The 22,222-nt window shown below is 38.9% G+C and carries 22 protein-coding genes and 1 riboswitch; of the genes, 19 read left to right on the top strand and 3 right to left on the bottom strand.

The genetic code is table 11. The features are described from left to right. Nucleotides 1–379: 379 nt before the first annotated feature. Together BM098_RS08640 and adhE are read left to right on the top strand one after the other, a co-directional pair. A complete protein-coding gene (locus tag BM098_RS08640) occupies nucleotides 380–616 on the top strand; it encodes a hypothetical protein (RefSeq protein WP_089832425.1) in 237 nt (78 codons plus the stop codon). 55 nt (nucleotides 617–671) lie between these two features. Continuing rightward, a complete protein-coding gene (gene adhE / locus BM098_RS08635; protein WP_089832423.1) occupies nucleotides 672–3,281 on the top strand; it encodes a bifunctional acetaldehyde-CoA/alcohol dehydrogenase in 2,610 nt (869 codons plus the stop codon). A gap of 104 nt (nucleotides 3,282–3,385) precedes the next feature. Here the strand turns inward: adhE and BM098_RS08630 are convergent, their stop codons facing one another. Beyond that, nucleotides 3,386–4,549, bottom strand: a complete 1,164-nt coding sequence (locus tag BM098_RS08630) for an iron-containing alcohol dehydrogenase (protein ID WP_089832421.1) — start codon at nucleotides 4,547–4,549, stop codon at nucleotides 3,386–3,388. A gap of 447 nt (nucleotides 4,550–4,996) precedes the next feature. Here BM098_RS08630 and pflB point away from each other — a divergent pair, with 447 nt between their 5' ends. From pflB to BM098_RS08565, 13 genes are all read left to right on the top strand, one after another. Further along, nucleotides 4,997–7,255 (top strand): formate C-acetyltransferase, encoded by a 2,259-nt coding sequence (pflB, locus tag BM098_RS08625; RefSeq protein WP_089832419.1) that lies wholly within the window; start codon nucleotides 4,997–4,999, stop codon nucleotides 7,253–7,255. Between the two features lie 78 nt (nucleotides 7,256–7,333). Next, a complete protein-coding gene (pflA, locus tag BM098_RS08620) occupies nucleotides 7,334–8,086 on the top strand; it encodes a pyruvate formate-lyase-activating protein (protein ID WP_089832417.1) in 753 nt (250 codons plus the stop codon). A 225-nt stretch (nucleotides 8,087–8,311) separates the two neighbouring features. Further along, on the top strand, nucleotides 8,312–8,911 hold the full coding sequence (locus tag BM098_RS08615) for a nitroreductase family protein (RefSeq protein ID WP_089832414.1): 600 nt from the start codon (nucleotides 8,312–8,314) through the stop codon (nucleotides 8,909–8,911). A 344-nt stretch (nucleotides 8,912–9,255) separates the two neighbouring features. After that, the gene (locus tag BM098_RS08610) at nucleotides 9,256–10,071 is read left to right on the top strand and encodes a ZIP family metal transporter (protein WP_089832411.1); all 816 of its coding nucleotides are present in this window, start codon (nucleotides 9,256–9,258) and stop codon (nucleotides 10,069–10,071) included. Nucleotides 10,072–10,126: 55 nt separating this feature from the next. Then, nucleotides 10,127–10,336 (top strand): hypothetical protein, encoded by a 210-nt coding sequence (locus BM098_RS08605; protein ID WP_089832410.1) that lies wholly within the window; start codon nucleotides 10,127–10,129, stop codon nucleotides 10,334–10,336. A gap of 102 nt (nucleotides 10,337–10,438) precedes the next feature. Next, nucleotides 10,439–10,858, top strand: a complete 420-nt coding sequence (locus BM098_RS08600) for an organic hydroperoxide resistance protein (RefSeq protein WP_089832408.1) — start codon at nucleotides 10,439–10,441, stop codon at nucleotides 10,856–10,858. 257 nt (nucleotides 10,859–11,115) lie between these two features. After that, nucleotides 11,116–11,916: a pyrroline-5-carboxylate reductase gene (gene proC, locus BM098_RS08595; RefSeq protein WP_089832406.1), complete on the top strand. Its 801-nt coding sequence runs from the start codon at nucleotides 11,116–11,118 to the stop codon at nucleotides 11,914–11,916. A gap of 49 nt (nucleotides 11,917–11,965) precedes the next feature. Next, entirely contained in the window at nucleotides 11,966–12,409 is a 444-nt protein-coding gene (locus tag BM098_RS08590) for a flavodoxin domain-containing protein (protein WP_089832404.1), read from the top strand. Between the two features lie 127 nt (nucleotides 12,410–12,536). Further along, nucleotides 12,537–13,073, top strand: coding sequence for a signal peptidase I (gene lepB / locus BM098_RS08585; protein ID WP_089832402.1), 537 nt, complete (start codon nucleotides 12,537–12,539; stop codon nucleotides 13,071–13,073). A gap of 53 nt (nucleotides 13,074–13,126) precedes the next feature. Next, a riboswitch (TPP riboswitch) is annotated at nucleotides 13,127–13,233 on the top strand. Nucleotides 13,234–13,331: 98 nt separating this feature from the next. Further along, entirely contained in the window at nucleotides 13,332–14,183 is an 852-nt protein-coding gene (thiD, locus tag BM098_RS08580; protein ID WP_089832400.1) for a bifunctional hydroxymethylpyrimidine kinase/phosphomethylpyrimidine kinase, read from the top strand. Further along, entirely contained in the window at nucleotides 14,180–14,968 is a 789-nt protein-coding gene (gene thiM / locus BM098_RS08575; protein WP_089832398.1) for a hydroxyethylthiazole kinase, read from the top strand. Before thiD ends, thiM begins: the two co-directional genes overlap by 4 nt. Continuing rightward, nucleotides 14,968–15,603 carry a thiamine phosphate synthase gene (thiE, locus tag BM098_RS08570; RefSeq protein ID WP_089832396.1) on the top strand — a complete coding sequence of 212 codons (636 nt, stop codon included), beginning with the start codon at nucleotides 14,968–14,970 and terminating at the stop codon, nucleotides 15,601–15,603. The genes thiM and thiE overlap by 1 nt, the downstream gene beginning before the upstream one ends. 83 nt (nucleotides 15,604–15,686) lie before the next feature. Beyond that, complete coding sequence (locus BM098_RS08565) at nucleotides 15,687–16,214, top strand: type 1 glutamine amidotransferase domain-containing protein (RefSeq protein ID WP_089832394.1); 528 nt, start codon at nucleotides 15,687–15,689, stop codon at nucleotides 16,212–16,214. Between the two features lie 128 nt (nucleotides 16,215–16,342). Here BM098_RS08565 and BM098_RS08560 read toward each other — a convergent pair whose 3' ends face one another. Both BM098_RS08560 and BM098_RS08555 read right to left on the bottom strand, forming a co-directional pair. Continuing rightward, nucleotides 16,343–17,695 carry an ammonium transporter gene (locus tag BM098_RS08560; RefSeq protein ID WP_373863177.1) on the bottom strand — a complete coding sequence of 451 codons (1,353 nt, stop codon included), beginning with the start codon at nucleotides 17,693–17,695 and terminating at the stop codon, nucleotides 16,343–16,345. Between the two features lie 23 nt (nucleotides 17,696–17,718). Continuing rightward, nucleotides 17,719–18,060 carry a P-II family nitrogen regulator gene (locus BM098_RS08555; protein ID WP_089832392.1) on the bottom strand — a complete coding sequence of 114 codons (342 nt, stop codon included), beginning with the start codon at nucleotides 18,058–18,060 and terminating at the stop codon, nucleotides 17,719–17,721. A gap of 319 nt (nucleotides 18,061–18,379) precedes the next feature. On the opposite strand from BM098_RS08555, the gene BM098_RS08550 reads away from it, so the two are divergent. From BM098_RS08550 to BM098_RS08535, 4 genes are all read left to right on the top strand, one after another. Further along, a complete protein-coding gene (locus BM098_RS08550) occupies nucleotides 18,380–18,817 on the top strand; it encodes a DUF4064 domain-containing protein (protein WP_089832390.1) in 438 nt (145 codons plus the stop codon). 24 nt (nucleotides 18,818–18,841) lie between these two features. After that, entirely contained in the window at nucleotides 18,842–19,939 is a 1,098-nt protein-coding gene (gene ddlA, locus BM098_RS08545; protein WP_089832388.1) for a D-alanine--D-alanine ligase, read from the top strand. A gap of 164 nt (nucleotides 19,940–20,103) precedes the next feature. Next, a complete protein-coding gene (locus BM098_RS08540; RefSeq protein ID WP_089832387.1) occupies nucleotides 20,104–21,300 on the top strand; it encodes an MFS transporter in 1,197 nt (398 codons plus the stop codon). Between the two features lie 292 nt (nucleotides 21,301–21,592). Beyond that, a complete protein-coding gene (locus BM098_RS08535) occupies nucleotides 21,593–22,138 on the top strand; it encodes a winged helix-turn-helix domain-containing protein (RefSeq protein WP_089832385.1) in 546 nt (181 codons plus the stop codon). Nucleotides 22,139–22,222 lie beyond the last annotated feature (84 nt).

The raw sequence follows: 22,222 nt of genomic DNA, 5'->3' as shown, positions 1-22,222 counted from the left end.
TGCTTAGTTGAACGAGCATGGGTCGCCTTTAGGGTGTCCTTACGGAATCCCCTTCCTCAAACATTCGTGAGAATGTTAGGTGGGGGTAGTTCAATGACAACCACACTTTGTTCATTAATTCACTTAAAAAGTATTAAATGTAAGCGTTTTCACACTGTATTAGTTCAAATTTAACATAAAATGAGACAGTATTTTACTGTTTTTTAAGCGAAATACAAATATTTTTCAGCATTAAACGTTGATTTATCAACGTTTATACTTAATAGACCATTATGAGAACGCTTAATGTGAATGATTTCACAAACCTGTCACAATTATATTATTTTGAAAGCGCATACAGATGATATGATGTAATCAGAAAGAACGAGGGGGGGATAAAATGATATTAACAGAGTGGAAAGACTTTGGTACTGATGCTGAATTTTATACGCAAGAGAATTTTGAAGAACAAGTCGATGACAGATTCGAAGCGATGTGCTTAGAAGATGGCAAAGACATTCCAAAATTTATTTGGACCGATCAACATGTTGTTGTCATTAAAAACAATACGCGCATGTTCAATGATGTATCGTTTATTAAGATTCCTCGTAACCCGTCGGTCATGAATTTCGTTTAATTTTTTTGAGTTTAAATGCTCATTATTTCACATATAATCTTAGGAGGGTTTTAACATGGTCACAAAAGCAGAAAAGAAAAACACAGAGGTAACTGAACCAACCGTTGCAGAGGCAATTGATGCATTAGCAGCAAACGGACAAAAAGCATTAAAAGAAATGAAGAAGTTAGACCAAGATCAAATCAACAACATTGTAAAGGAAATGGCACTTGCTGGGTTAGATAAGCATATGTATTTAGCGAAGTTAGCAGTTGAAGAAACAGGTCGCGGTATCTATGAAGATAAGATCATCAAAAACATCTTTGCAACTGAATATGTTTACCATAACATTAAGTATGATCGCACAATTGGTGTGATTGATGAAAACGAACATGAAGGTATCGTCAACATTGCTGAACCAATTGGTGTAGTTGCTGGTGTTACACCGGTAACAAACCCAACTTCAACAACGTTGTTTAAATCATTAATCTCAATTAAAACAGGAAATCCAATTATCTTTGCTTTTCACCCTTCAGCTCAAAAATGTAGCTCTGAAGCAGCGCGTATCGTCTATGAAGCAGCTGTTAAAGCTGGAGCACCTGAAAACTGTATCCAGTGGATTGAAAAACCATCAATTGAGGGCACGCAAGCACTTATGAAACACCCTGGCGTGGCAACAATCTTAGCTACAGGCGGTCCTGGTATGGTTAAGTCAGCTTATAGCTCTGGTAAACCAGCTTTAGGTGTAGGTGCAGGTAACGTTCCATGTTATATTGAAAAATCAGTAAACGTGAAACGCGCTGTAAATGACTTAATTATGTCTAAGACATTTGATAACGGAATGATCTGTGCGTCAGAACAAGCAATGATTGTTGATAAAGAAATTTATGACGAAGTAAAACAAGAAATGATAGCAAATAAAGTTCACTTCTTAACACCAGCTGAAAAAGCTAAAGTAGAAAAGCTAGTCATTAATGAAGATACTTGCGCGGTTAACCCAGCCATCGTTGGTATGAAGCCAGTGAAGATTGCTGAAATGGCAGGCGTTAAAGTACCTGAAGATACGAAAATCTTAGTGGCTGAATTATCAGGTGTTGGGCCAGATTATCCACTATCTCGTGAAAAATTAAGTCCAGTTCTTGCGGCATATAAAGTAAACAGTGCTGAAGAAGGTATTGATCGTGCAGAAGAAATGCTTGAGTTTGGTGGATTAGGACACTCTGCGGTTATTCATTCAGATAACCAAGATATCGTTGATGCTTTTGCTTCACGTATGAAAGCAGGTCGTATTATTTTAAATGCACCATCTTCACAAGGGGCGATTGGTGACATTTACAATGCATATATTCCATCACTGACACTTGGTTGTGGTTCTTATGGTGGTAACTCAGTATCTACAAACGTGGGGGCAGCTAACTTGATTAACGTGAAGAAAATGGCGCGTAGAAACAATAACATGCAATGGTTCAAAGTTCCACCAAAAGTATACTTTGAGAAAAACTCTGTACAATATTTAGCGAAAATGCCGAAAATATCTAAAGCGTTTATTGTAACAGATCCAATGATGGTGAAACTTGGCTACGTAGATAAAGTGTTATATCACTTACGTAAGCGTGCGGACTATGTTCACTGTGAAATCTTCTCTGACGTTGAGCCGGATCCATCAAAAGAGACGGTTATGCGCGGAGCAAAAGCTATGGATGAATTCCAACCAGATGTGATTATCGCTCTTGGTGGTGGTTCTGCAATGGATGCCGCAAAAGGTATGTGGTTATTCCACGAACACCCAACAACAGACTTTAATGGTATCAAACAAAAATTCCTAGATATCCGTAAACGTGTTTACAAGTTCCCTGAGTTAGGTCACAAAGCGAAATTTGTTGCGATTCCAACAACATCAGGTACAGGTTCGGAAGTAACATCATTTACCGTTATCACAGATAAAGAAAACAACATTAAATATCCATTAGCTGATTACGAATTAACACCAGACGTAGCGATTATCGATCCAGAATTCGTTATGACTGTACCACCTGTTGTTACAGCTGATACAGGTATGGATGTACTAACACACGCAATTGAAGCTTATGTATCAGTACTAGCGAATGATTATACGGATGGTATAGCTTTACATGCGATCAAGTTAGTATTTGAGAACCTACCGACAGCATACAAAGATGGTTCGAATGAATTTGCTCGTGAAAAAATGCACAACGCATCAACACTTGCAGGTATGGCATTTGCGAACGCCTTCTTAGGTATTAACCACAGTTTAGCGCACAAATTAGGTGCTGAATTTGGTATCGCTCACGGTCGTGCAAACGCGATCCTTATGCCACACGTCATCCGTTATAACGCAAAAAAACCATCGAAATTTAATTCATTCCCTAAATATCAGCACTTTATCGCTGATGAGCGTTATGCAGCAATCGCAAAACACTTAGGACTTAAAGCCAACACAACTGAAGAAGGTGTTGAAAGCTTAGTCAATGCCATCTATGACTTAGCGAAAAAACTTAACGTTCCAATGTCTATCCGTGAAAACGGCGTAGATAAGAAAGACTTTGAAGCTAAAGTAGATTACCTAGCAGATAAAGCTTTCGAAGATCAATGTACGACAGCTAACCCTAAGTTACCACTTGTAACTGAACTTGCTGACGTATACCGTAACGCCTTTAAAGGTTAACTCTCGCTTCCCTTTTTAAATGTTTATATACCAAAAAGCCCCCTTGTCAGTTTAGGTTGACATGGGGGCTTTCCCTTTAACGAGAGTTTATTAACGTATGATCATTAAAGACTCGCTTTATAAATCGCAACGGCATCATCGCGGTTAAGTGACTTAAAGCTGCCAAATGACTCGCTTAGTTGGACAGTTCGGTCGGCCATATCTTCAATCGATGAAGCATCGATATCATAATCAGCGAGTGTTGATGGTGCACCAATCGATGTCCAGAAATCACGTAACGTTTGGATTGCACGTAAAGCAAAATCACGATCAGACTCGGTCCCCTGTTCTAAGTCAAAAACACGTAGGCCTAGCTGCTTAAAGCGATCAATATTCGCATCTAGGACATGTTCCATCCAGTGAGGGAATAAAATTGCAAGGCCTCCGCCGTGTGGAATATCATGAATGGCTGAGACGGCATGCTCTAGGTTGTGTGTCGCCCAGTCACCATGATAACCCATGCTGACCATGCCATTTAGAGCCATGGTACCAGCATAAAGAATCGTTTCGCGGTGCTCATAATTTTCTAAGTCTTCAAGTAGTCTTGGAGCAGTTTCAACCACTGTTTTCAAAATCCCTTCGACCATTCGGTCTTGAAGAGGTGTTGTCTCATGATGGAAATAATGTTCAAGCGCATGTGACATAATGTCGACCATGCCGTAGATCGTTTGGTTTTTTGGTACAGAAAATGTATGCTTTGGATCGAGAATAGAGAATGTTGGATAACTGTACGGGCTACCCCATCCGACTTTTTCGTTTGTTTGCCAGTTGGTGATAACAGAACCTGCGTTCATTTCTGAACCCGTAGCTGCCAGTGTCAAGACGGTACCGAAAGGTAAAGCGCCTTTTGCTACTTTCTTTTTTGTTATAATATCCCAAATGTCTGCATCAGACTTTGCACCAACCGCAATTGCTTTTGTGCAGTCAATCGTACTTCCGCCACCGACCGCTAAAATAAAGTCGATTCCATGAGCGTGAACGAGCTCAATGCCTTTTCTAACGGTTGTAAGTCGTGGGTTAGGTTCAACGCCGCTTAATTCAACCACATGCGCATCCATCGCCTTTAATTGCTCTAAAACGTTATCGTATAAACCGTTTTGCTTAATGCTCCCGCCACCATATACGAGTAAAATATTTTTACCTTTACCATTTAATAACTTTGGTAATTCTGTTAAAGTGTCTTCACCAAAAATAAGTTTTGTTGGATTGTGATACGTAAAATTGTTCATCTAAATCGCCTCCTATCTATATAATGATACGTTCAGAAAAAGAAGTAAAGTCATATGCAATGAAAGAATTCTAGGATATTTAAACAAAGATGTTAAGAATGTTAATAAACCCTTGTATATGTAAGCGGTTTACTGTAATACAATAAGGTGATTGCAATACTATAACAGATTGATACAGATTTCATCTGTCACAATTTCTTTATAACCGCATTCCCCCTATCTGAAGGTGAAAACCCTAATTAAAAGGGGTTTAAAGCCATTTTTGTTTGTCTGTTTTATCTGAATCCTTTACTCTGATAAAATTTGAACAAATTATGAACATTGACTATAACAGTTCAAAATGTGAGGGAATTCACTTTATTTTTTTGCTCAAGGAGGTTATACTAGAATCATAAGTTAAATCATTCACAATTTTAAATGATATATACACTCAAGGAGGCAGCGTAAATGAAAACTGTAGAAGAAGTAACAAAAAGTAGCGCTTGGAACGGATTTGTTGATGGTCGTTGGAAAAAAGAAATTGATGTTCGTGACTTTATCATTAAAAACTTTACTGTATATGAAGGAAGCGAAGATTTCTTAGTAGGTCCTACACAAGCAACAAAAGATCTTTGGGATCAAGTTATGGATCTTACGAAAGAAGAACGCGAACGTGGTGGCGTTTATGACTTAGATACAAAAATCGTTTCAACAATCACTTCTCATGATGCAGGATATTTAAACAAAGATAAAGAAAAGGTTGTTGGCGTTCAAACAGACGTACCATTCAAACGTTCTTTACAACCATTTGGTGGTATCCGCATGGCATCAGTTTCAGCTGAATCATACGGTTTTAAGTTAGACCCAGAAGTAGAAAAAATCTTTACCGATTACCGTAAAACACATAACCAGGGTGTCTTCGATGCTTACACACCAGAAATTCGTGCCGCACGTCGTGCTGGTATCGTAACAGGTCTTCCAGATGCTTATGGCCGTGGACGTATCATCGGTGACTACCGTCGTGTAGCACTTTATGGTATTGATAAGTTAATGGCAGATAAAAAAGCTGACTTTGATTTAATCGGCGGTAACGGTGTGATGAGTAACGATGTGATTCGTGATCGTGAAGAACACTCAGAACAATACCGTGCTTTAAATGAATTAAAACAATTGGGTGCAACATACGGTTTTGATCTTTCTCGCCCAGCTGAAAATGCACAAGAAGCTTTCCAATGGTTATACCTTGGTTACTTAGCAGCGATTAAAGAACAAAATGGTGCGGCAATGAGTCTTGGTCGTACATCAACATTCTTAGATATTTACATTGAACGTGATATCGCTAATGGTGTGATGACAGAAGAAGAAGCACAAGAACTTGTCGATCACTTTGTTATGAAATTACGTCTTGTGAAGTTCGCAAGAACACCTGAATATAATGAACTATTCTCTGGTGACCCAACATGGGTAACAGAATCACTTGGTGGTATGGCTGAAGACGGTCGCCCGCTTGTGACTAAGAACTCTTATCGTTTCTTACACACATTAGACAACCTAGGTCCAGCTCCAGAGCCAAACTTAACTGTTTTATGGTCTGTAAACTTACCAGAAAACTATAAAAAATATTGTGCGAAAATGTCAATTCAGTCAAGTTCAATCCAATATGAAAATGATGATTTAATGCGCAGTCATTATGGCGATGACTACGGTATTGCTTGTTGTGTATCTGCGATGCGTATTGGTAAACAAATGCAATTCTTTGGCGCACGTGTTAACTTAGCAAAAGCACTTCTTTACTCAATCAACGGTGGTGTGGATGAGAAATCTAAAGCACAAGTAGCACCAGCTTATTCACCGATTACTTCAGAGTACTTAGATTACGATGAAGTCATGAGCAAGTATGACACAATGTTAGACTGGTTATCAGGCGTATACGTGAATGCCCTTAACATCATTCACTACATGCACGATAAATACAGCTATGAAAGAATTGAAATGGCACTACATGACCGTGAAGTATTCCGTACAATGGCATGTGGTATCGCAGGTCTTTCAGTTGTAGCTGACTCACTTTCAGCAATCAAATACGCAAAAGTTCGTACAATTCGTGACGAAGACGGTTTAGCAGTCGATTATGAAATTGAAGGCGACTTCCCTAAATACGGAAATAACGATGATCGTGTAGATGATATTGCGGCAGACTTAGTGAAACGTTTTATGAACAAAGTAAAACAACACAAAACTTACCGTGATTCAACTCATACACAATCACTTCTTACAATTACATCAAACGTTGTATATGGTAAGAAAACAGGTAACACACCAGACGGACGTCGTGCAGGCGAGCCATTTGCACCAGGGGCTAACCCACTTCACGGCCGTGACGAAAATGGTTCATTAGCGTCACTTATGTCAGTGGCTAAAATGCCATATGAGTATGCAATGGATGGTATTTCAAACACATTCTCAATCGTACCAAAAGCACTTGGTAAAGATGATGACACACAAAAAGCTAACTTAGCAGCAATGCTTGATGGTTATGCGAAGAAAAACGGTCACCACTTAAACGTTAACGTGTTTGATCGTGAAACATTACTTGATGCGATGGAACATCCAGAAGAGTATCCACAATTAACAATTCGTGTATCAGGTTATGCCGTTAACTTCATCAAGTTAACAAGAGAACAACAAATCGATGTTATTAACCGTACTTTCCACGAAAGCATGTAAGTCGGTTCGAAATAAGGTATAATCGTATAGGAGGAGACTTGTCTCCTCCTATATCTTTTATCATCAGGGGGTTTTCACATGAAAGGACGCATTCACTCAATTGAAACACTTGGTACAGTAGATGGCCCAGGGTTACGTTATATTATTTTTACACAAGGTTGCTTATTACGCTGCCAGTTTTGTCATAATCCAGATACATGGAAGATGTCGGGTGGTAAAGAGATGACTGTTGAAGAACTTGTCACAGATATTGTGAAATACAAGGACTTTTTCGATTCATCCGGCGGAGGTGTAACGGTAAGTGGCGGGGAACCATTAATTCAAGCAGAGTTTTTACTTGAGTTGTTTACTGAGCTGAAAAAGCATGATATTCATACATGTATCGATTCATCAGGTGGATGTTTCAGTCGTGCCCCTCGCTTTATTGAAACCCTCGACAAGTTGATGGAAGTTACCGATTTAATCCTTTACGATTTAAAACAAATTGATCCTGAGAAACATAAAGTTCTTACCGGTGTCTCAAATGATCATATTTTAGATATGGCCCGTTACTTAGATGAAAAGAATGTCCCAATTTGGGTGCGTCACGTGCTTATTCCTGGCGGTAGTGATGATGATGTGTTATTACAACGCTTATCTGACTTTATTGCCACGCTATCTAATGTTGAACGCATTGACGTGTTGCCGTATCATAAATTAGGGGTTTATAAATGGGAAAACCTCGGTCTAGATTATCAATTAGAAGGTGTTGAACCACCGACTGCAGACCGGGTGAAAAACGCAGAAGCGATTTTAAATCGCGAAAAAACTATTTCGATCCCACAAGCTTAAATACAATGACTAAGACCTACAAGCCCTCTGCTTGTAGGTCTTTTTTGTGTTAGCTCATGGTGTGGCAGTGAGCTAAAGATGCTGGAAGAGTGATGTGTCTAATCTTAAGTTGAAATCAACATAAGTTGCTTGCAAATCAAGATTGTCAGTGTTTAAAGAAGGGATTGTTCGGTAATAATACAAATAACAGAAAAATAATATCATACAGAAGGAGGAAGTATTTCTATGTCAAAATTATTGCGACAAGGGATTGAGGAACGCCGGTCATATTATGCGATTAGCAATGAAGAAATTGTGTCAAAAGAAAACGTTGAAGAAGTCGTACAATTTGCGGTGAAACATTCACCGTATGCATTTAATTCACAAAGTGGCCGGGTGGTGATTGTATTTAATGACCATCATAAAGCGCTTTGGGATCTAACAAAAGAACATTTACGACCGCTCGTAAAAGAGGAGAATTTTCATAAAACAGAAGCACGCATTGATTCGTTTAAAGCTGGATATGGAACGGTGTTATTCTTTGAAGATACTGAGGTGGTCAAAGGACTAGGCGAACAAATGCCGTTGTATAAAGATAAATTCGGAACGTGGTCAGAACAAGCGTCAGGTATGTTGCAATATGTCGTCTGGACAACGTTAGAAGCAGAAGGGCTAGGCGCGTCCTTGCAACATTATAATCCATTAATTGATGATGATGTCAAAGCACGCTTTGATCTTCCAAAAGCATGGATACTACAAGCGCAAATGCCGTTTGGTAAGCCGGTAGAAGCGCCGGGTGAAAAAACATTCCAATCAGTAGATGAGCGAATCAAGGTTTTTAAATAGTCAAAATCGAGTAGATAAATAACAAGTGCCTCAAAACTTATAAAGTATTGAGGCATTTGTTATGGGTGAAAGCTTTACATAGCTAATAGGAGTAAGTACTGTGAACCGCCAGCTGCAACAAAACCGTTTTCTCGAGCTTGGTCAAGGATGTAAATGATTGACGAAAGGGTGCGCGAATAGGAAAAGTGTGAATAAATTATGAATAGTGACAGCGAAAAAGTAAAAGTTGTCTTTAAAAAGTTTACCTAAGGCAAAACTATTGGTATAATCCATATTAGAAGCAAAAATAAAATAGTAGAGCAAGAAAACAAAGTGTTTTCTAGGAAAAGAAAGGAGTTCTACGCATGGTAGATTTTTTTACTCAGTTATCACCGGTCATGCAGGCACTCGTTGCTACTTTATTTACTTGGGGAATGACTGCGCTTGGGGCGGCCCTCGTTTTTACGGCAAAGGGTGTGAATTATAAGTTTCTTGATGCAATGCTAGGTTTTGCGGGTGGTGTGATGATTGCGGCCAGTTATTGGTCACTGTTAGCACCCGCGATTGAAATGGCAGAACAAGACAAATGGCCCGCTTGGTTACCAGCGGCTGCTGGATTTATGTTAGGCGGGATCTTTTTATGGGGGATTGATAAAGTCATTCCTCACGTTCACCCGAATGCACGACTAGAAACAGCAGAAGGAATCCATCCGGATCGCCGGCGACGTAGTACACTATTAGTGCTCGCGATTACGCTTCATAACATTCCAGAAGGCTTAGCTGTTGGGGTTGCTTTTGGTGCGGTAGCATCTGGATTTGAATCTAGTTCACTTGCGGCAGCTGTCACGCTTGGTATTGGGATTGGGATTCAGAACTTTCCAGAAGGAACGGCTGTTTCAATGCCACTGAGACGTGAAGGTATGTCACGCAGACGCAGCTTTATGTATGGTCAGTTCTCCGGAATGGTTGAGCCGATTGCGGCAGTAATTGGTGTGTTACTTGTGACATGGATGGAACCAATTTTACCGTTAGCGCTTAGTTTTGCTGCCGGTGCGATGATTTTCGTTGTCGCAGAAGAGGTCATTCCAGGATCGCAAGAAAACGGTAACCGAGATTTAGCGTCCATGGCGTTAATGGTTGGTTTTACTGTGATGATGATTTTAGATGTTGCCTTAGGTTAGAGAAAAAGTCACACAAAGAGTGTGGCTTTTTTAATTATATAAACTGAAAGATGAAGTGATAAGCAATCGCGTTATCGTCGGCGGGGCAATGTTGATTGATAGTATCGTCTTAATCGCATTTGTAGTCTATAAATTCCAAACCAATTTACTGATTGTCGATGTGTTGTTATTTGTATTAGTCGCAACGTACCTGATGGAGAAATTTTTTCTTAAACATAAGCGGAAACAAGGAGAGTTAGAAGAAAAGACCATCACTAACAACTAGTGAGAAAGACTTAAATTCACTATTTTTATACAGAAGGGTTTAAAAACCCGATTAAGAAGGTAAACATAGTATGAAACTAATTATAAAGGAGCGGATCAAGTTATGAGTAATGTTTTATTTACGTCTCATGCAACAGTAACAGGTGGCCGCGATGGTCATGTAAAATCAGATGACGGTTTAATTGATTTAAATTTAGTTAATCCAGCTGGAGGTAGTGATGAAAAAGGTTCTAATCCTGAACAACTATTTGCCGCAGGCTATGCTGCTTGTTTTGACGGGGCATTAAACTTAATGGCAGAACGCCAAAAGAAAGAGATTGAATCAACGTTAACAGCAGATGTTAGTTTATTAAAGGATCCAAGCGACAATGGATTTAAAGTTGGTGTCGTTCTCCATGTTGATATTAAAGGTGTCTCACAAGAAGAAGCAGAACACCTCGCAGAACTTGCTCACAACTTCTGCCCATACTCTAAAGCAACCCGTGGTAACATTGATGTTGAGTTAAAAGTGACAAGTAAGTAACGACGTTTAAATATATTAGTCGAAAAAACAAGTACCTTTTGGTGCTTGTTTTTTTGTTATGAAATCAAGCTAACAATGTAAAGATATAACTGAAGCCCTTTCTTGCAGAATTTCTTTTTAAATAGCCTTGTCTCAGGATATATTTTTTTGTATAGTAAAGAATGGAGAAGTGAGTAAGGTTTGTTTTTAATATAGTAAAAACGGGTAATTATTCACATAGCTTATGTACGTTAAAATGAATCTAGGGGGAATCTTTCATGTCAAAAGAAAAGATTTTAATGATTGGTGCTGGACGGATGGCACAAGCAATCATTAATGGTTTAAAACAGGCAGATTTTAGCGAAATATTAGTCGGGAATAACACTAATAGTGAACGTTTAGAAGAAGTAGAAGCGCGCTTTGGTGTGAGAACAACGAATCAGTGGCAAAATCACGTCTCAGACCAAGATATTATTATTTTAGCCGTTCCACCTGAGGCGCATGAAGAGGTATTGACGTCACTCAGTGAAGTTATTGACGGTCAACTCGTGCTAACAGTGGCAGCAGGAATTGATGTGAAATATCTTGAAGCGCATTTACCAGAACAAACACCGGTTAGCTGGCTTATGCCAAATACGGCGGCATCAAAAGCGGAATCGATGACCCTTTTTACCCTAGGGCATTATGTGACCGATGAACATGAATACTATATTGAAAAAATCCTCTTTAGTATCGGTCAGTTTAAAAAATTAACGGAACAACAAGTGCACCAAATTACCCCAATCACCGGCAGTGGTCCAGCGTTTGTCTACCGATTTGCGGATGTATTGATTAAAGAAGTTCAAAAAGCGGGTGTGACTGAAGTCGTCGCAAAACAACTCGTAGCCCAAATGGTTAAAGGTGCATCAGAAATGCTGACGTCTGATTTAAAATGTCCACAGGATTTAATGGATGAAGTGGCAACACCGGGTGGTGTGACGGAAAAAGGCTTACAAGTCTTAGATGAACATGGCTTTGATCAGATGATTCAAGAGGCGATTCGTCAGTGTGTTGATTTTGCTTCTGGTAACGAAGATTAACTTGACAGTGAAAATCATTATCACTATGATAATAGTGAGGTGAATATTTATGAAAATAGCAGTAGCTTATGCAAGTATGACAGGCAATACAGAGAGTATTGCTGATGAAATAAAGAGTTATTTAGATGAAGAAAATCTTGACTATAGCGTCTTTCATATTCCAAGTGATGACTTTTATGCGTTTGATTTAGTCAATTATGATGTGATTTTCTTTGGCAGTTACACGTATGGTGACGGCGATTTACCGTTTGAGTTGATGGATTTGTATGATGAGGTTGAAGATGAAGATTTAACAGGTAAACGCATTGGTCTTTTTGGTTCGTGTGATTCTTTTTATCCGTTATACGGTGTCGCGCTTGATCAATTTAAAGAACGGTTTGAATTCGCCGGAGCAACAGTCATCGGAGAATTAGTCAAAGTTGATTTAGATCCAGATGATAAAGACCTTGAGCTTACACGTGCGATGGTTGATGAAGTGTTAGCTATTAAGTAGTTACGTAACGAATTGATAAAAACCTTATGCTTACGGGCATGAGGTTTTTTGTCTGTTTAGTGTAATCATGGATTTTCTTATGGAAAGCGCGTATAATAAGAAAAAAACAGATAAATGAGGGTTAAAGATGGTAAAAGAGTTGATTTCTTGGATCAAAGCCATTGTGATTGCATTGGTGATTGTACTTGTTGTGAGAGAATTTGTGATGACGCCGTCTGTTGTTAAAGGGACGTCAATGGAACCGACCTTGCATGATGGTGACCGGATTATTATAAGTAAATTAGGTGAGTTAGAACGGTTTGATCAAATCGCTTTTATTGCACCAGACTCTGTTGTTGAAGAGAATTATGTGAAGCGGATCATTGGTTTACCGGGTGACTATGTTGAAGTGAAAGATGATGTGTTATTCATTAATGGTGTCAGTTATTCAGAAGTCTACTTAGAAGATGTCTTAAGTGAATTAGATGGTTACTCATACACCAATGATTTTAGTATGAATGAACTGGGCTTAACAGAAGTGCCGGATGGGATGTATTTTGTCTTAGGTGATAATCGGCCGGATAGTCGAGATAGTCGCTACTTTGGTGTCATCGAAGAAGACAGTGTGATTGGTGAAATTGTTTTTCGTATTTGGCCGCCAGAGGATATTGGGTTGCTTCATTAAACTTGACAAACCAACAGGGATTCACTATGGTTAACTTAACAAATAAATACGGATGAAACCGCTAGGGGCGCACAGATTGTGCTGAGATAAAGTGAATAACTTTGGTCCCTTTGAACCTGATTTGGTTAGAACCAACGTAGGGAAGTGGGACTCTTGTGATACGAAGCGTTTTTATAAACGTTTATCTATATATCTACACTCACAACCGTTCCTCGACCTATGAGGAGCGGTTTTTTGCGTCTACAAGGAGTGGAGAAGATGAAAAAAGTTCAAACAGCACTTACGATTGCCGGGACCGATCCAACAGGTGGCGCGGGTATTCAGGCGGACCTCAAGTCTTTTGAAGAGCGTTGTGTCTACGGGATGAGTGTGGTCACGTCTGTTGTAGCACAAAATACGCAAGGTGTATCGTTAATTCATCATCAACCAATCGATATGATTAATGAGCAGCTAGCGTGTGTCTTTGATGACATTCAACCAGATGCTATTAAAACAGGCATGATTGCGACTGAAGAGATGATGCTATTAATTAGTGATTATTTAGAACAATACCCTGATATTCCGTATGTACTAGACCCGGTCATGGTTGCAACAAGTGGTGATGTCTTAATGGAAGAAAGTTCTCGTGCGGTTATTCGCGACGTATTAATTCCAAAAGCAACGCTAGTGACGCCAAATTTAAAAGAAGCACGTCTGTTATTGGACCGCTCAATTACAACCGTCGAGGAGATGGCAGAAGCGGCGAAAGATCTGGTGCATGTGTTAGGTGCAAGTGCTGCAGTTGTAAAAGGTGGGCATTTAACCGATGAAGCGACCGATGTCTTTTATGATGGTAAAGATACCCGATACTTAACAAAGGAACGAATCAAAACAAAACATACACATGGGACAGGTTGTACGTATAGTGCGGTGATTACCGCAGAACTCGCAAAAGGTCAGGGGGTTTTTAATGCGGCCAGTTTAGGGAAAGCATTTATCCATGACGCGATTTTTTACGGCATTGACCTCGGACATGGTAACGGACCGACGAATCATTTTGGTTACCGGCTAAAAGGTGTGCCGAATGATATAAAAATTTGTGAAAAAATACGAGAAGGTGAAAGGTCATGACCTACGCAGAATTAGTTAAAGATCGTGCGCCACTCATTCACAACATCACCAATCAAGTGGTGATGAATATTACCGCCAATGGTCTTTATGCGATCGGTGCCTCGCCACTTATGGCGCATGAACAAGAAGAGATGACGGATATCATTAATATTGCTGATGCGCTCGTTTTGAATATCGGTACAATCACAGAACCGGTATTTCAAGCGATGCAAGTTGCGGGAAAAAAAGCAACGGAAAAAAAGATCCCAATTGTGTTAGACCCGGTTGGTGTTGGCGCATCTGATTACCGAATGCGTGTTGTTTTACATTTACTAGAGACGTTAAAGGTTAGTCTTATCAGAGGTAATGCGGCAGAAATTATGACGCTTGTCTTACTTAAACAAGCTGGCAAGGGTGTTGAAGGGGGTATTGAGACAGACGCAACGGCCGTTGCCAGAGCCTTTTACCGACGATACCGTATCCCGGTTGTTGTGACCGGAAAAGAAGATATCATTTATAACGGTAACATTCTTTCTAAACTGAAAAACGGTTCACCGGCACTTAAGCAAGTCACTGGGACTGGCTGTTTACTTACTTCTGTCATTGCTGCCTTTTTAGCTGTAGCTGATGATGGGCATTATATTGAAGCAGCAACCGAAGCGGTCAGCTTTTATACGGTCGCAAGTGAAATGGCGGCAGAAAAATCTAAGCTACCCGGTTCTTTTCAGGTGCAGTTTATTGATCAGTTAGCAGCTTTAACTGTTTCTGAATGGGAAAAGCGTGCGATGATTGAGGTGATGCGATAATGTTTCAGCGCGAATGGTTGAGGTTGTATTTTATTTTTGGTGAAGCTTATTTGGAGGAAGGTAGTCTCCCAATTATTGAAGCGGCCCTTAAGAGCGGTGTGACAATGTTTCAACTACGAGAAAAGGGCCCGTTTGCACTCAAGGGTGCCGCCCTTATTGAATACGGGTATAAAGTAAAAGCACTATGCAGACAATATCGTGTACCATTTGTTGTGAATGACGACCTTGACCTGGCGCTAACACTAGGTGCTGATGGTCTTCATCTCGGTCAAGATGATCAATCAATTGAAGAGGCAAGACAGGTATTACCGAAGGATATGTTTATCGGCATATCAGCCACTAATCTAAAAGAAGCAATCATAGCACAAGACCAAGGGGCTGACTATGTCGGGGTAGGACCGATTTATCCGACCAAAACAAAAACGGATGCGAAAACACCAATAGGCTTTTCAGGGTTAAAAACCATTAAAACTCACCTAGAGGATACCCCTATTGTTGCCATTGGTGGTTTAACTGCTAAAGATATGCCTCAATTGAAAGCTCTTAAGATTGACGGGGCCGCTGTTATTTCAGAAATTGGTTATCAACACGATGTTTCAGCGCGTGTTCTATCATTTCTTTCGTCATACAGATAACTCCAACAAAAGGTGGAGTTTAACTCGGGTATTTTACGGTTAAACACATAGAAGGAAGAAAAATAAAAGGAGGTTAACGAGTGATGAAGTTAAAAGATACAAAAGTTTTACAAGTGGTTGATGAAGCGTTTGAAGATTTAGAATTATGGTATCCTGTCCTTAGAATGCGAGAAGCAGGTGCAACAGTGGATATAGCGGGTACAGAAAAAGGCAAAGTATACACTGGGAAGTACGGTGTCCCTTGTGAATCAACCCATGCGTTTGAAGATATTAACCCGGATGATTATGACGTGTTACTCGTCCCAGGTGGCTGGGCACCGGATAAATTACGTCGCTATGACAGTGTCTTAAATATTGTTAAAGCGATGGATCAAGATAAAAAAGTAATTGGTCAGATTTGTCACGCAGGTTGGGTGTTAATCTCAGCTGATATTGTAGAAGGAGCGACAGTCACAAGTACGCCGGCCCTCATCGATGATTTAAAAAATGCAGGTGCGACATGGATTGATGAACCTGTCGTTAAATCCGGACATATTATCTCAAGTCGACGACCAAGCGACTTACCGCAGTATATGGAAACAATTATCGAAGCGGTTGTTAAAGATTTATAAAGTAAAACAGACAGATAAGCTCATCGCTTACCTGTCTGTTTTTTTGTTTTATTTTTTATAAAAAAGATGGCTGTACCAAATGGTACAGCCAACAAGGGGGATTAGTGTACATCATAATCGATGTCTACTTAGGTAGCTTTTGACTCAGATAGCTGATTCAGTCTGTCAGCCAGTTCAAAAGCACCTGTCGGTTGAATCGCTTCTTTACTCGAGAAGGTATCATTAAATTGATACGCGCTAGAGCCGTGTTCAGAGATATCAAGTCCAATACGCTCTTCTTCTTCTGATACGCGAATAGATGTAAAGCGAGTAATGACGAAGGTGACAACACCTACTGACGCCATTGTCCACGCAATTACTGCTAAGACGCCTAGACCTTGGATTAAGAATTGACTTAAACCGTGGCCGTAAAATAAGCCGGATTCAACCGAGAATAAACCTACCGCTAGTGTACCCCAAATACCTGAGAGTCCGTGGACAGTTGTTGCTCCAACGGGATCATCAATTTTTAGTACGCGGTCAATGAAAGTAATACCTTCAACTAAAATCACACCAGAGACGGCACCGATTGCAATCGCACCAGGAATAGATACTTCAGCTGTCCCAGCGGTAACCCCAACTAAACCAGCCAGTACACCATTTAATGCGAGTGAAACGTCGATTTGTTTAAAGCGTAGTTGTGAATATAAAACCGTTGATAATAAACCACCGGCACTTGCCATTAGTGTTGTTGCGATAATCATAGGAACAAGCTCAGCATCAGCAGCAAGTGTTGAGCCGCCGTTAAATCCAAACCAACCTAACCATAAAATGAATACTCCTAGTGCGCCCATTGGGATGTTGTGACCTGGAATAACATTGATTTTACCTTTTGTATACTTACCGAGACGTGGTCCTAAGAATAAGACGACGGTTAACGCGCCAACAGCACCGGTTAAGTGAACCACTGTTGAACCAGCGAAATCAGTAAAACCTAATTCAGCTAACCAACCATCTGACCAAATCCAGTGGCCGACAACAGGGTAAATAACACTTGTCATCGCGATGGTAATTAAGACATAGACCCCGATTTTAATCCGCTCAGCAACGGCACCTGAGATAATTGTCGCACAAGTTGCAACGAACATCGCTTGGAAGACGAAAAACCCTATGTCGTCAACGCCGCTTAGCAAGAAACTATCTGATCCGAATAATCCGTTAAAAGTATCACCAAACATCAGCCCGTAACCAACAAGATAAAAGACAATCGGTCCAATACTGATCGTTAAAAAGTTCTTTGTGATAATATTCAATGAGTTCTTTGCTCGAGTAAAACCAGATTCAACTAAAGCAAATCCTGCGTGCATGAAGAAGACTAACACACTCCCAATCATAACCCATAACATATTGACGGTTTCGGTTGTGGCTACACCGGTATCGGCGTAAAGTGGTGACATTAAAAATAAACTAATAAAAAGTAAAAGGCCTATTTTTTTAAACACATGTATCATCTCCTATTTTTATTTTATAAAACGGCAGGTTTGCCGCGCTCTTTTGTTCTAATTCTGACAACATCTTCAACATTGTAAACGAAAATCTTGCCGTCACCGATTTGATCGGTGTGGCAGGTGTCGATAATAACATCAATAACTTCATCTGCGCGTTCTTGTGGTAAAACAAGTTCAATCTTAATTTTAGGTAAGACTTTAACTTCGTAACTTGTGCCTCTGAAAACGCCGGTTTGTCCTTTTTGTTTACCGGTTCCTGCGACCTCAGTAACAGTTAAACCTAAAAATCCATGTGAGGCTAATTCGTCTCGTAATGCTTGGAACTTTTCTGGGCGAATAATTGCTTCGATTTTTTTCATGAATAATTGTGCTCCCCTCTTTGTTAACTTTTCTAACATCGTAAGTTATGTTAATTATCATACGCTAAATTTCAGAAAATTCAATAGGATTGCGGGCATTTGCTTAGAGTTGTTTCGTATTATAACAATCTAATTAATAGAACGATTAGTTAAAAATGATTTAAAAATAAGATGTGAATGACGGATGTGAGTGAAGTGAATGTGGAGGTTTAGTTAATGTTGGCCATGACTTTTTCTATGGTCGATAAACGATAGTCTAATGGACATAAACTATGTTAAAATAATCATGAGGTAAACAATTGAGAGGAGAAACAAACACATGTCACGACGATTTGAAAAGATTTTAATAATTTTAGGTATGGCGGTCTATATTTTCTTTGGGGTCCAAGGTGCTAGTATGTTAATTGTACATAATGATGAAGCAAGAGCGATGGAGTTATATGAATCCTACCAAACGGATCTATCAGAAAGTAATGAAAATGATTTTGAACTACCAGAATTTACGGTATTCCGAGATAACTTGCAGTCAGGTGGTATTTTGATTCTTATCTTAAGTGTGGCCACAGTAATTACGGGTGGTTTAAGTTTCTACTTCTTAAAGAAAGATATTAAACCGAAAATGGTTGGGATCTTGCTGCTTGCTTCAGGTGCGTTAGTCGCCTTTTTAGGTTTTGCACCGGCCATGTTAGGGAGTCTATTGTATATGATGAGTGGTGGCTTAGTCCTCTTTAAGAAACCAAAGCAACTTACTGCATAGTTAATAATGAAAGAAGGAATAGGTATGTCGAAAAAAACAGTTGCCATTTTATTTGGTGGTAAATCAGCTGAACATGAAGTATCGCTCATGTCAGCAAAAAATGTGATTGAAGCGATTGACCGAGAGGTTTATGACGTCGTTTTAATTGGGGTAGATAAACAAGGAGCGTGGCATTTACTTGATGAAGCCCATTACTTGGACGATGCAGATGATGCGAAAAAGATTCGTTTGCATTTAACCGGTGAAGCGATTGCAGTTATTCCTGGGCAAGACCGTGCTCAAATTATCAACAGTAAAACAAATGAACCGATTAAACAAATTGATGTCGTATTCCCAGTCATTCACGGAACACTTGGTGAAGATGGTAGTTTACAAGGGTTAGTACGTACCTTAAACTTACCGTTTGTCGGCGTTGACTTACTCGGTTCAGCTGTTAGTATGGATAAAGATTTTACCAAGCGTTTATTGAAAGAGTGCGGATTAAAAGTGGCGACTGGTCTTGTGTTTAAAGTGCATGAACAAGCATCGATTGACTTTAAAATTGTTAAGGAAATGCTCGGCTTACCTGTCTTTATTAAGCCTGCTAATCAAGGTTCATCGGTCGGGGTAAGTAAGGCTACAGATGAAGTAAGTTTCACAACGGCGATTCAAGATGCCTTTTTATATGATGATAAAGTCCTCGTTGAAGAAGCGGTAAAAGGACGTGAGGTCGAGTGTGCGGTCTTAGGTAATGCCGCGCCAAAAGCATCGGTGATCGGCGAAATTTTACCGCAAACAGATTTTTATTCATACGAATCAAAGTACATTGATGAGTCAGGCGCCGTTTTATCGGCACCGGCCGACTTAACGCCAGAACAAGTCGAACAGATACAAACAGAAGCTGTGAAAGTATTTCAAACACTTGACTGTGAAGGCATGGCTCGGGTTGATTTCTTCTTAAAAGAAAATAATACATTAATCATTAATGAAGTCAACACAATACCAGGCTTCACAAAAATCAGTATGTATCCACGTCTTTGGACGCTATCTGGTTTAAGTTATCCAAATCTGATTGATACGTTAATCAAACTAGCTTTTGAGCGTCACGAACGAAAACGAAAACTTAAAAGTGCAAGAGACTAATGGATATATATAACGCCAATGCTTATTATTTTATAAGTATTGGTATTTTTTTGTTAGGTTTTAAGTGGTTTTAACTATTTGTATTGGTTTATAGGACGCTTGACATTTTTCTTTAATAATATAAAATATATTTAATCGTTAAAATATATTTCAGGGGTGGAAAAATGTTAAATGACAAAATGACGAAGCGTTTATTATTTGGAAGATTAGTATCTTCATCAGGAGATAGCTTGTACGAAATCGCAATTATTTGGTATATGTTTGATTTAACTGGTAGTGCTTTTTACACTGGATTAGCTTCCGCACTTGTGATGATCCCAAAAAGTTTAAATTTTTTAGTAGGTCCAATTATTGAAATGTTAAATAAGCGTAAAGTATTGATTTTTTCTCAACTGATGCAATTTGTACTTATGCTTATTGTGCCTATCGCTATGATATTTAAAGTAGAATCAATTAGTTTAATACTTATTGTGATGTTTTTCGTCTCTCTTTTAGAAAATTTCCAAGGGACAGCAGAGATTTCGATTGCACCGTTAATTGTAGATAAAAATCAACTAGGCCAATTTAATTCAATTGCCAGTAGTTCGCAACAGATCATTAATGTAGTTATGAAGACTATTTTTGCAGGATCAATCTTACTCATAGGTATTCAAGAAATATATTTGTTTAATGCACTGACATTTTTAATTGCAGCTATCTTATTTCGTAAACTAACGTTTACTCATGTACATAAAACCCAACCGAAAGAAGTGTTCATTAGTTATAAGCAGCAATTAATTGATGGTTTAAAATTTTTTTTCAGGTCCAAAATTTTTCTTATCAGTCTTCCGTTTCTCGTTGCGAATTTTTCATTCGGTATAGCTGAAGCCATTCTTCCGCTTTACGCATTTGAAAAAGGTGGGAGTGGTTATTACGGGTTCTTGATTGTTGCCCTGACAGTCGGGAATTTGTTGGGATTAACATTTGCTGCGAAAATAATGGTATATCCGTTAGGTAAACTTCTCGTCATTCTACCACTTATTTCTTTTACCATGTGGGGGGCTTCTATATGGATGACGAACATTATAATCGCAGCGATTATCTTTGGTGTTGGATTTATACCGTTTGGAATGATGAATATATTACTTATCACTTATATTCAGACGTCAATAGAAGAGGAATTATTAGCAAGGGTATCATCTGTACTTGATAGTATTTTAGTCTTTGCTATGCCGCTCGGATCATTATTAGGTGGTCTAGTGCCATCGCTATTAGGTGTATATTTCACAATGTTTATAAGTTGCTTAGGATTATTGACGATTGCTTTGTATTTTCTTTTTGAGAAGCAAGTACGTTCATTACCTAGTCTGTTGTCTGATTAATATGATAGAATATAAATTCAAAGATAAACAGAGATTTTAAAATGAAGTCAGGTAACGATAATTCTAACGAATGGTGATAATAATAAAGTCAGCCTTGATGTACAAAAAGTTAATTATGATTTCAAAAGTGAGTAGATGAATTTCATGATATCAATTTATATCATGAAATTCTGATGAGCTAGCTATTATGGATTAATAATTATCTTATGCACGATCTCTCTATTGGAGAAAATGAATTAAATCGATTGAAATTATTAAATCGTTATCATATAGTGTTATTGAGGTGAATGATATGACAGACATGAATGATGTGGGTAAAGTTATTTTTGATAAAAAAACGATGCAAATTCTTAAAGTAACAAATGATCAAGCACTGACAACGAAAGAAATTTCAAAACGGGTAGGCTTACCAACAAGTGCGCTATATTATCCAATTAAAAAGCTGTTAGATATAAACGCATTAAAAATTGAAAAAGAAAAACAAGTGAAAAATCTAACGGAGTATTACTATACGAGTAAACATCTTCAAGGTAATGCAGTTAGTGTTGAAGGTGATATATTAAAACAGAATGAACCGGCCATTATTCAATCTTTTCTGTTTGAGGTACATAAAGCAACTCAAAGACTCAGTGAAGATTTAACGGCATTTGATTCTGGTGCTGACAAAATGGAATCCACTGCAGAACTGAGTTACCTATCTAAGAAATTATCATTTAACCAATGGAAAGAGGTTAATGAAAAAATCAGATCTCTTATTCAAGATTACGAAGAAAATGATCCACAAGAAGAGAATGCGTATACTTTTTTAGTCGCTAGCTATAGAGATGAAGATGAGTAATCGAAGATGATGAATGCCGTCTATCTTCATTGACCGTATGTACGGGATTGACATGTGATAATGATCAATCAAAAGCACCTGCCC

This window comes from Halolactibacillus halophilus (assembly GCF_900115605.1).
In the GTDB taxonomy this organism is placed as follows: Bacteria; Bacillota; Bacilli; order Bacillales; family Amphibacillaceae; genus Halolactibacillus; species Halolactibacillus halophilus.
This window is presented reverse-complemented; position numbering and strand designations above follow the sequence as displayed.

What these genes read in the sequence shown, in the direction of transcription:
- ddlA (WP_089832388.1), top strand. Translation starts at nt 18,842, where the DNA reads ATGTCGAAAAAAACAGTTGCCATTTTATTTGGTGGTAAATCAGCTGAA.
- adhE (WP_089832423.1), top strand. Translation starts at nt 672, where the DNA reads ATGGTCACAAAAGCAGAAAAGAAAAACACAGAGGTAACTGAACCAACC.
- BM098_RS08615 (WP_089832414.1), top strand. Translation starts at nt 8,312, where the DNA reads ATGTCAAAATTATTGCGACAAGGGATTGAGGAACGCCGGTCATATTAT.
- thiD (WP_089832400.1), top strand. Translation starts at nt 13,332, where the DNA reads ATGAAAAAAGTTCAAACAGCACTTACGATTGCCGGGACCGATCCAACA.
- BM098_RS08590 (WP_089832404.1), top strand. Translation starts at nt 11,966, where the DNA reads ATGAAAATAGCAGTAGCTTATGCAAGTATGACAGGCAATACAGAGAGT.
- lepB (WP_089832402.1), top strand. Translation starts at nt 12,537, where the DNA reads ATGGTAAAAGAGTTGATTTCTTGGATCAAAGCCATTGTGATTGCATTG.
- pflB (WP_089832419.1), top strand. Translation starts at nt 4,997, where the DNA reads ATGAAAACTGTAGAAGAAGTAACAAAAAGTAGCGCTTGGAACGGATTT.
- BM098_RS08535 (WP_089832385.1), top strand. Translation starts at nt 21,593, where the DNA reads ATGACAGACATGAATGATGTGGGTAAAGTTATTTTTGATAAAAAAACG.
- BM098_RS08630 (WP_089832421.1), bottom strand. Translation starts at nt 4,549, where the DNA reads ATGAACAATTTTACGTATCACAATCCAACAAAACTTATTTTTGGTGAA.
- BM098_RS08565 (WP_089832394.1), top strand. Translation starts at nt 15,687, where the DNA reads ATGAAGTTAAAAGATACAAAAGTTTTACAAGTGGTTGATGAAGCGTTT.
- BM098_RS08555 (WP_089832392.1), bottom strand. Translation starts at nt 18,060, where the DNA reads ATGAAAAAAATCGAAGCAATTATTCGCCCAGAAAAGTTCCAAGCATTA.
- BM098_RS08640 (WP_089832425.1), top strand. Translation starts at nt 380, where the DNA reads ATGATATTAACAGAGTGGAAAGACTTTGGTACTGATGCTGAATTTTAT.
- proC (WP_089832406.1), top strand. Translation starts at nt 11,116, where the DNA reads ATGTCAAAAGAAAAGATTTTAATGATTGGTGCTGGACGGATGGCACAA.
- BM098_RS08600 (WP_089832408.1), top strand. Translation starts at nt 10,439, where the DNA reads ATGAGTAATGTTTTATTTACGTCTCATGCAACAGTAACAGGTGGCCGC.
- thiE (WP_089832396.1), top strand. Translation starts at nt 14,968, where the DNA reads ATGTTTCAGCGCGAATGGTTGAGGTTGTATTTTATTTTTGGTGAAGCT.
- thiM (WP_089832398.1), top strand. Translation starts at nt 14,180, where the DNA reads ATGACCTACGCAGAATTAGTTAAAGATCGTGCGCCACTCATTCACAAC.
- pflA (WP_089832417.1), top strand. Translation starts at nt 7,334, where the DNA reads ATGAAAGGACGCATTCACTCAATTGAAACACTTGGTACAGTAGATGGC.
- BM098_RS08540 (WP_089832387.1), top strand. Translation starts at nt 20,104, where the DNA reads ATGTTAAATGACAAAATGACGAAGCGTTTATTATTTGGAAGATTAGTA.
- BM098_RS08550 (WP_089832390.1), top strand. Translation starts at nt 18,380, where the DNA reads ATGTCACGACGATTTGAAAAGATTTTAATAATTTTAGGTATGGCGGTC.
- BM098_RS08610 (WP_089832411.1), top strand. Translation starts at nt 9,256, where the DNA reads ATGGTAGATTTTTTTACTCAGTTATCACCGGTCATGCAGGCACTCGTT.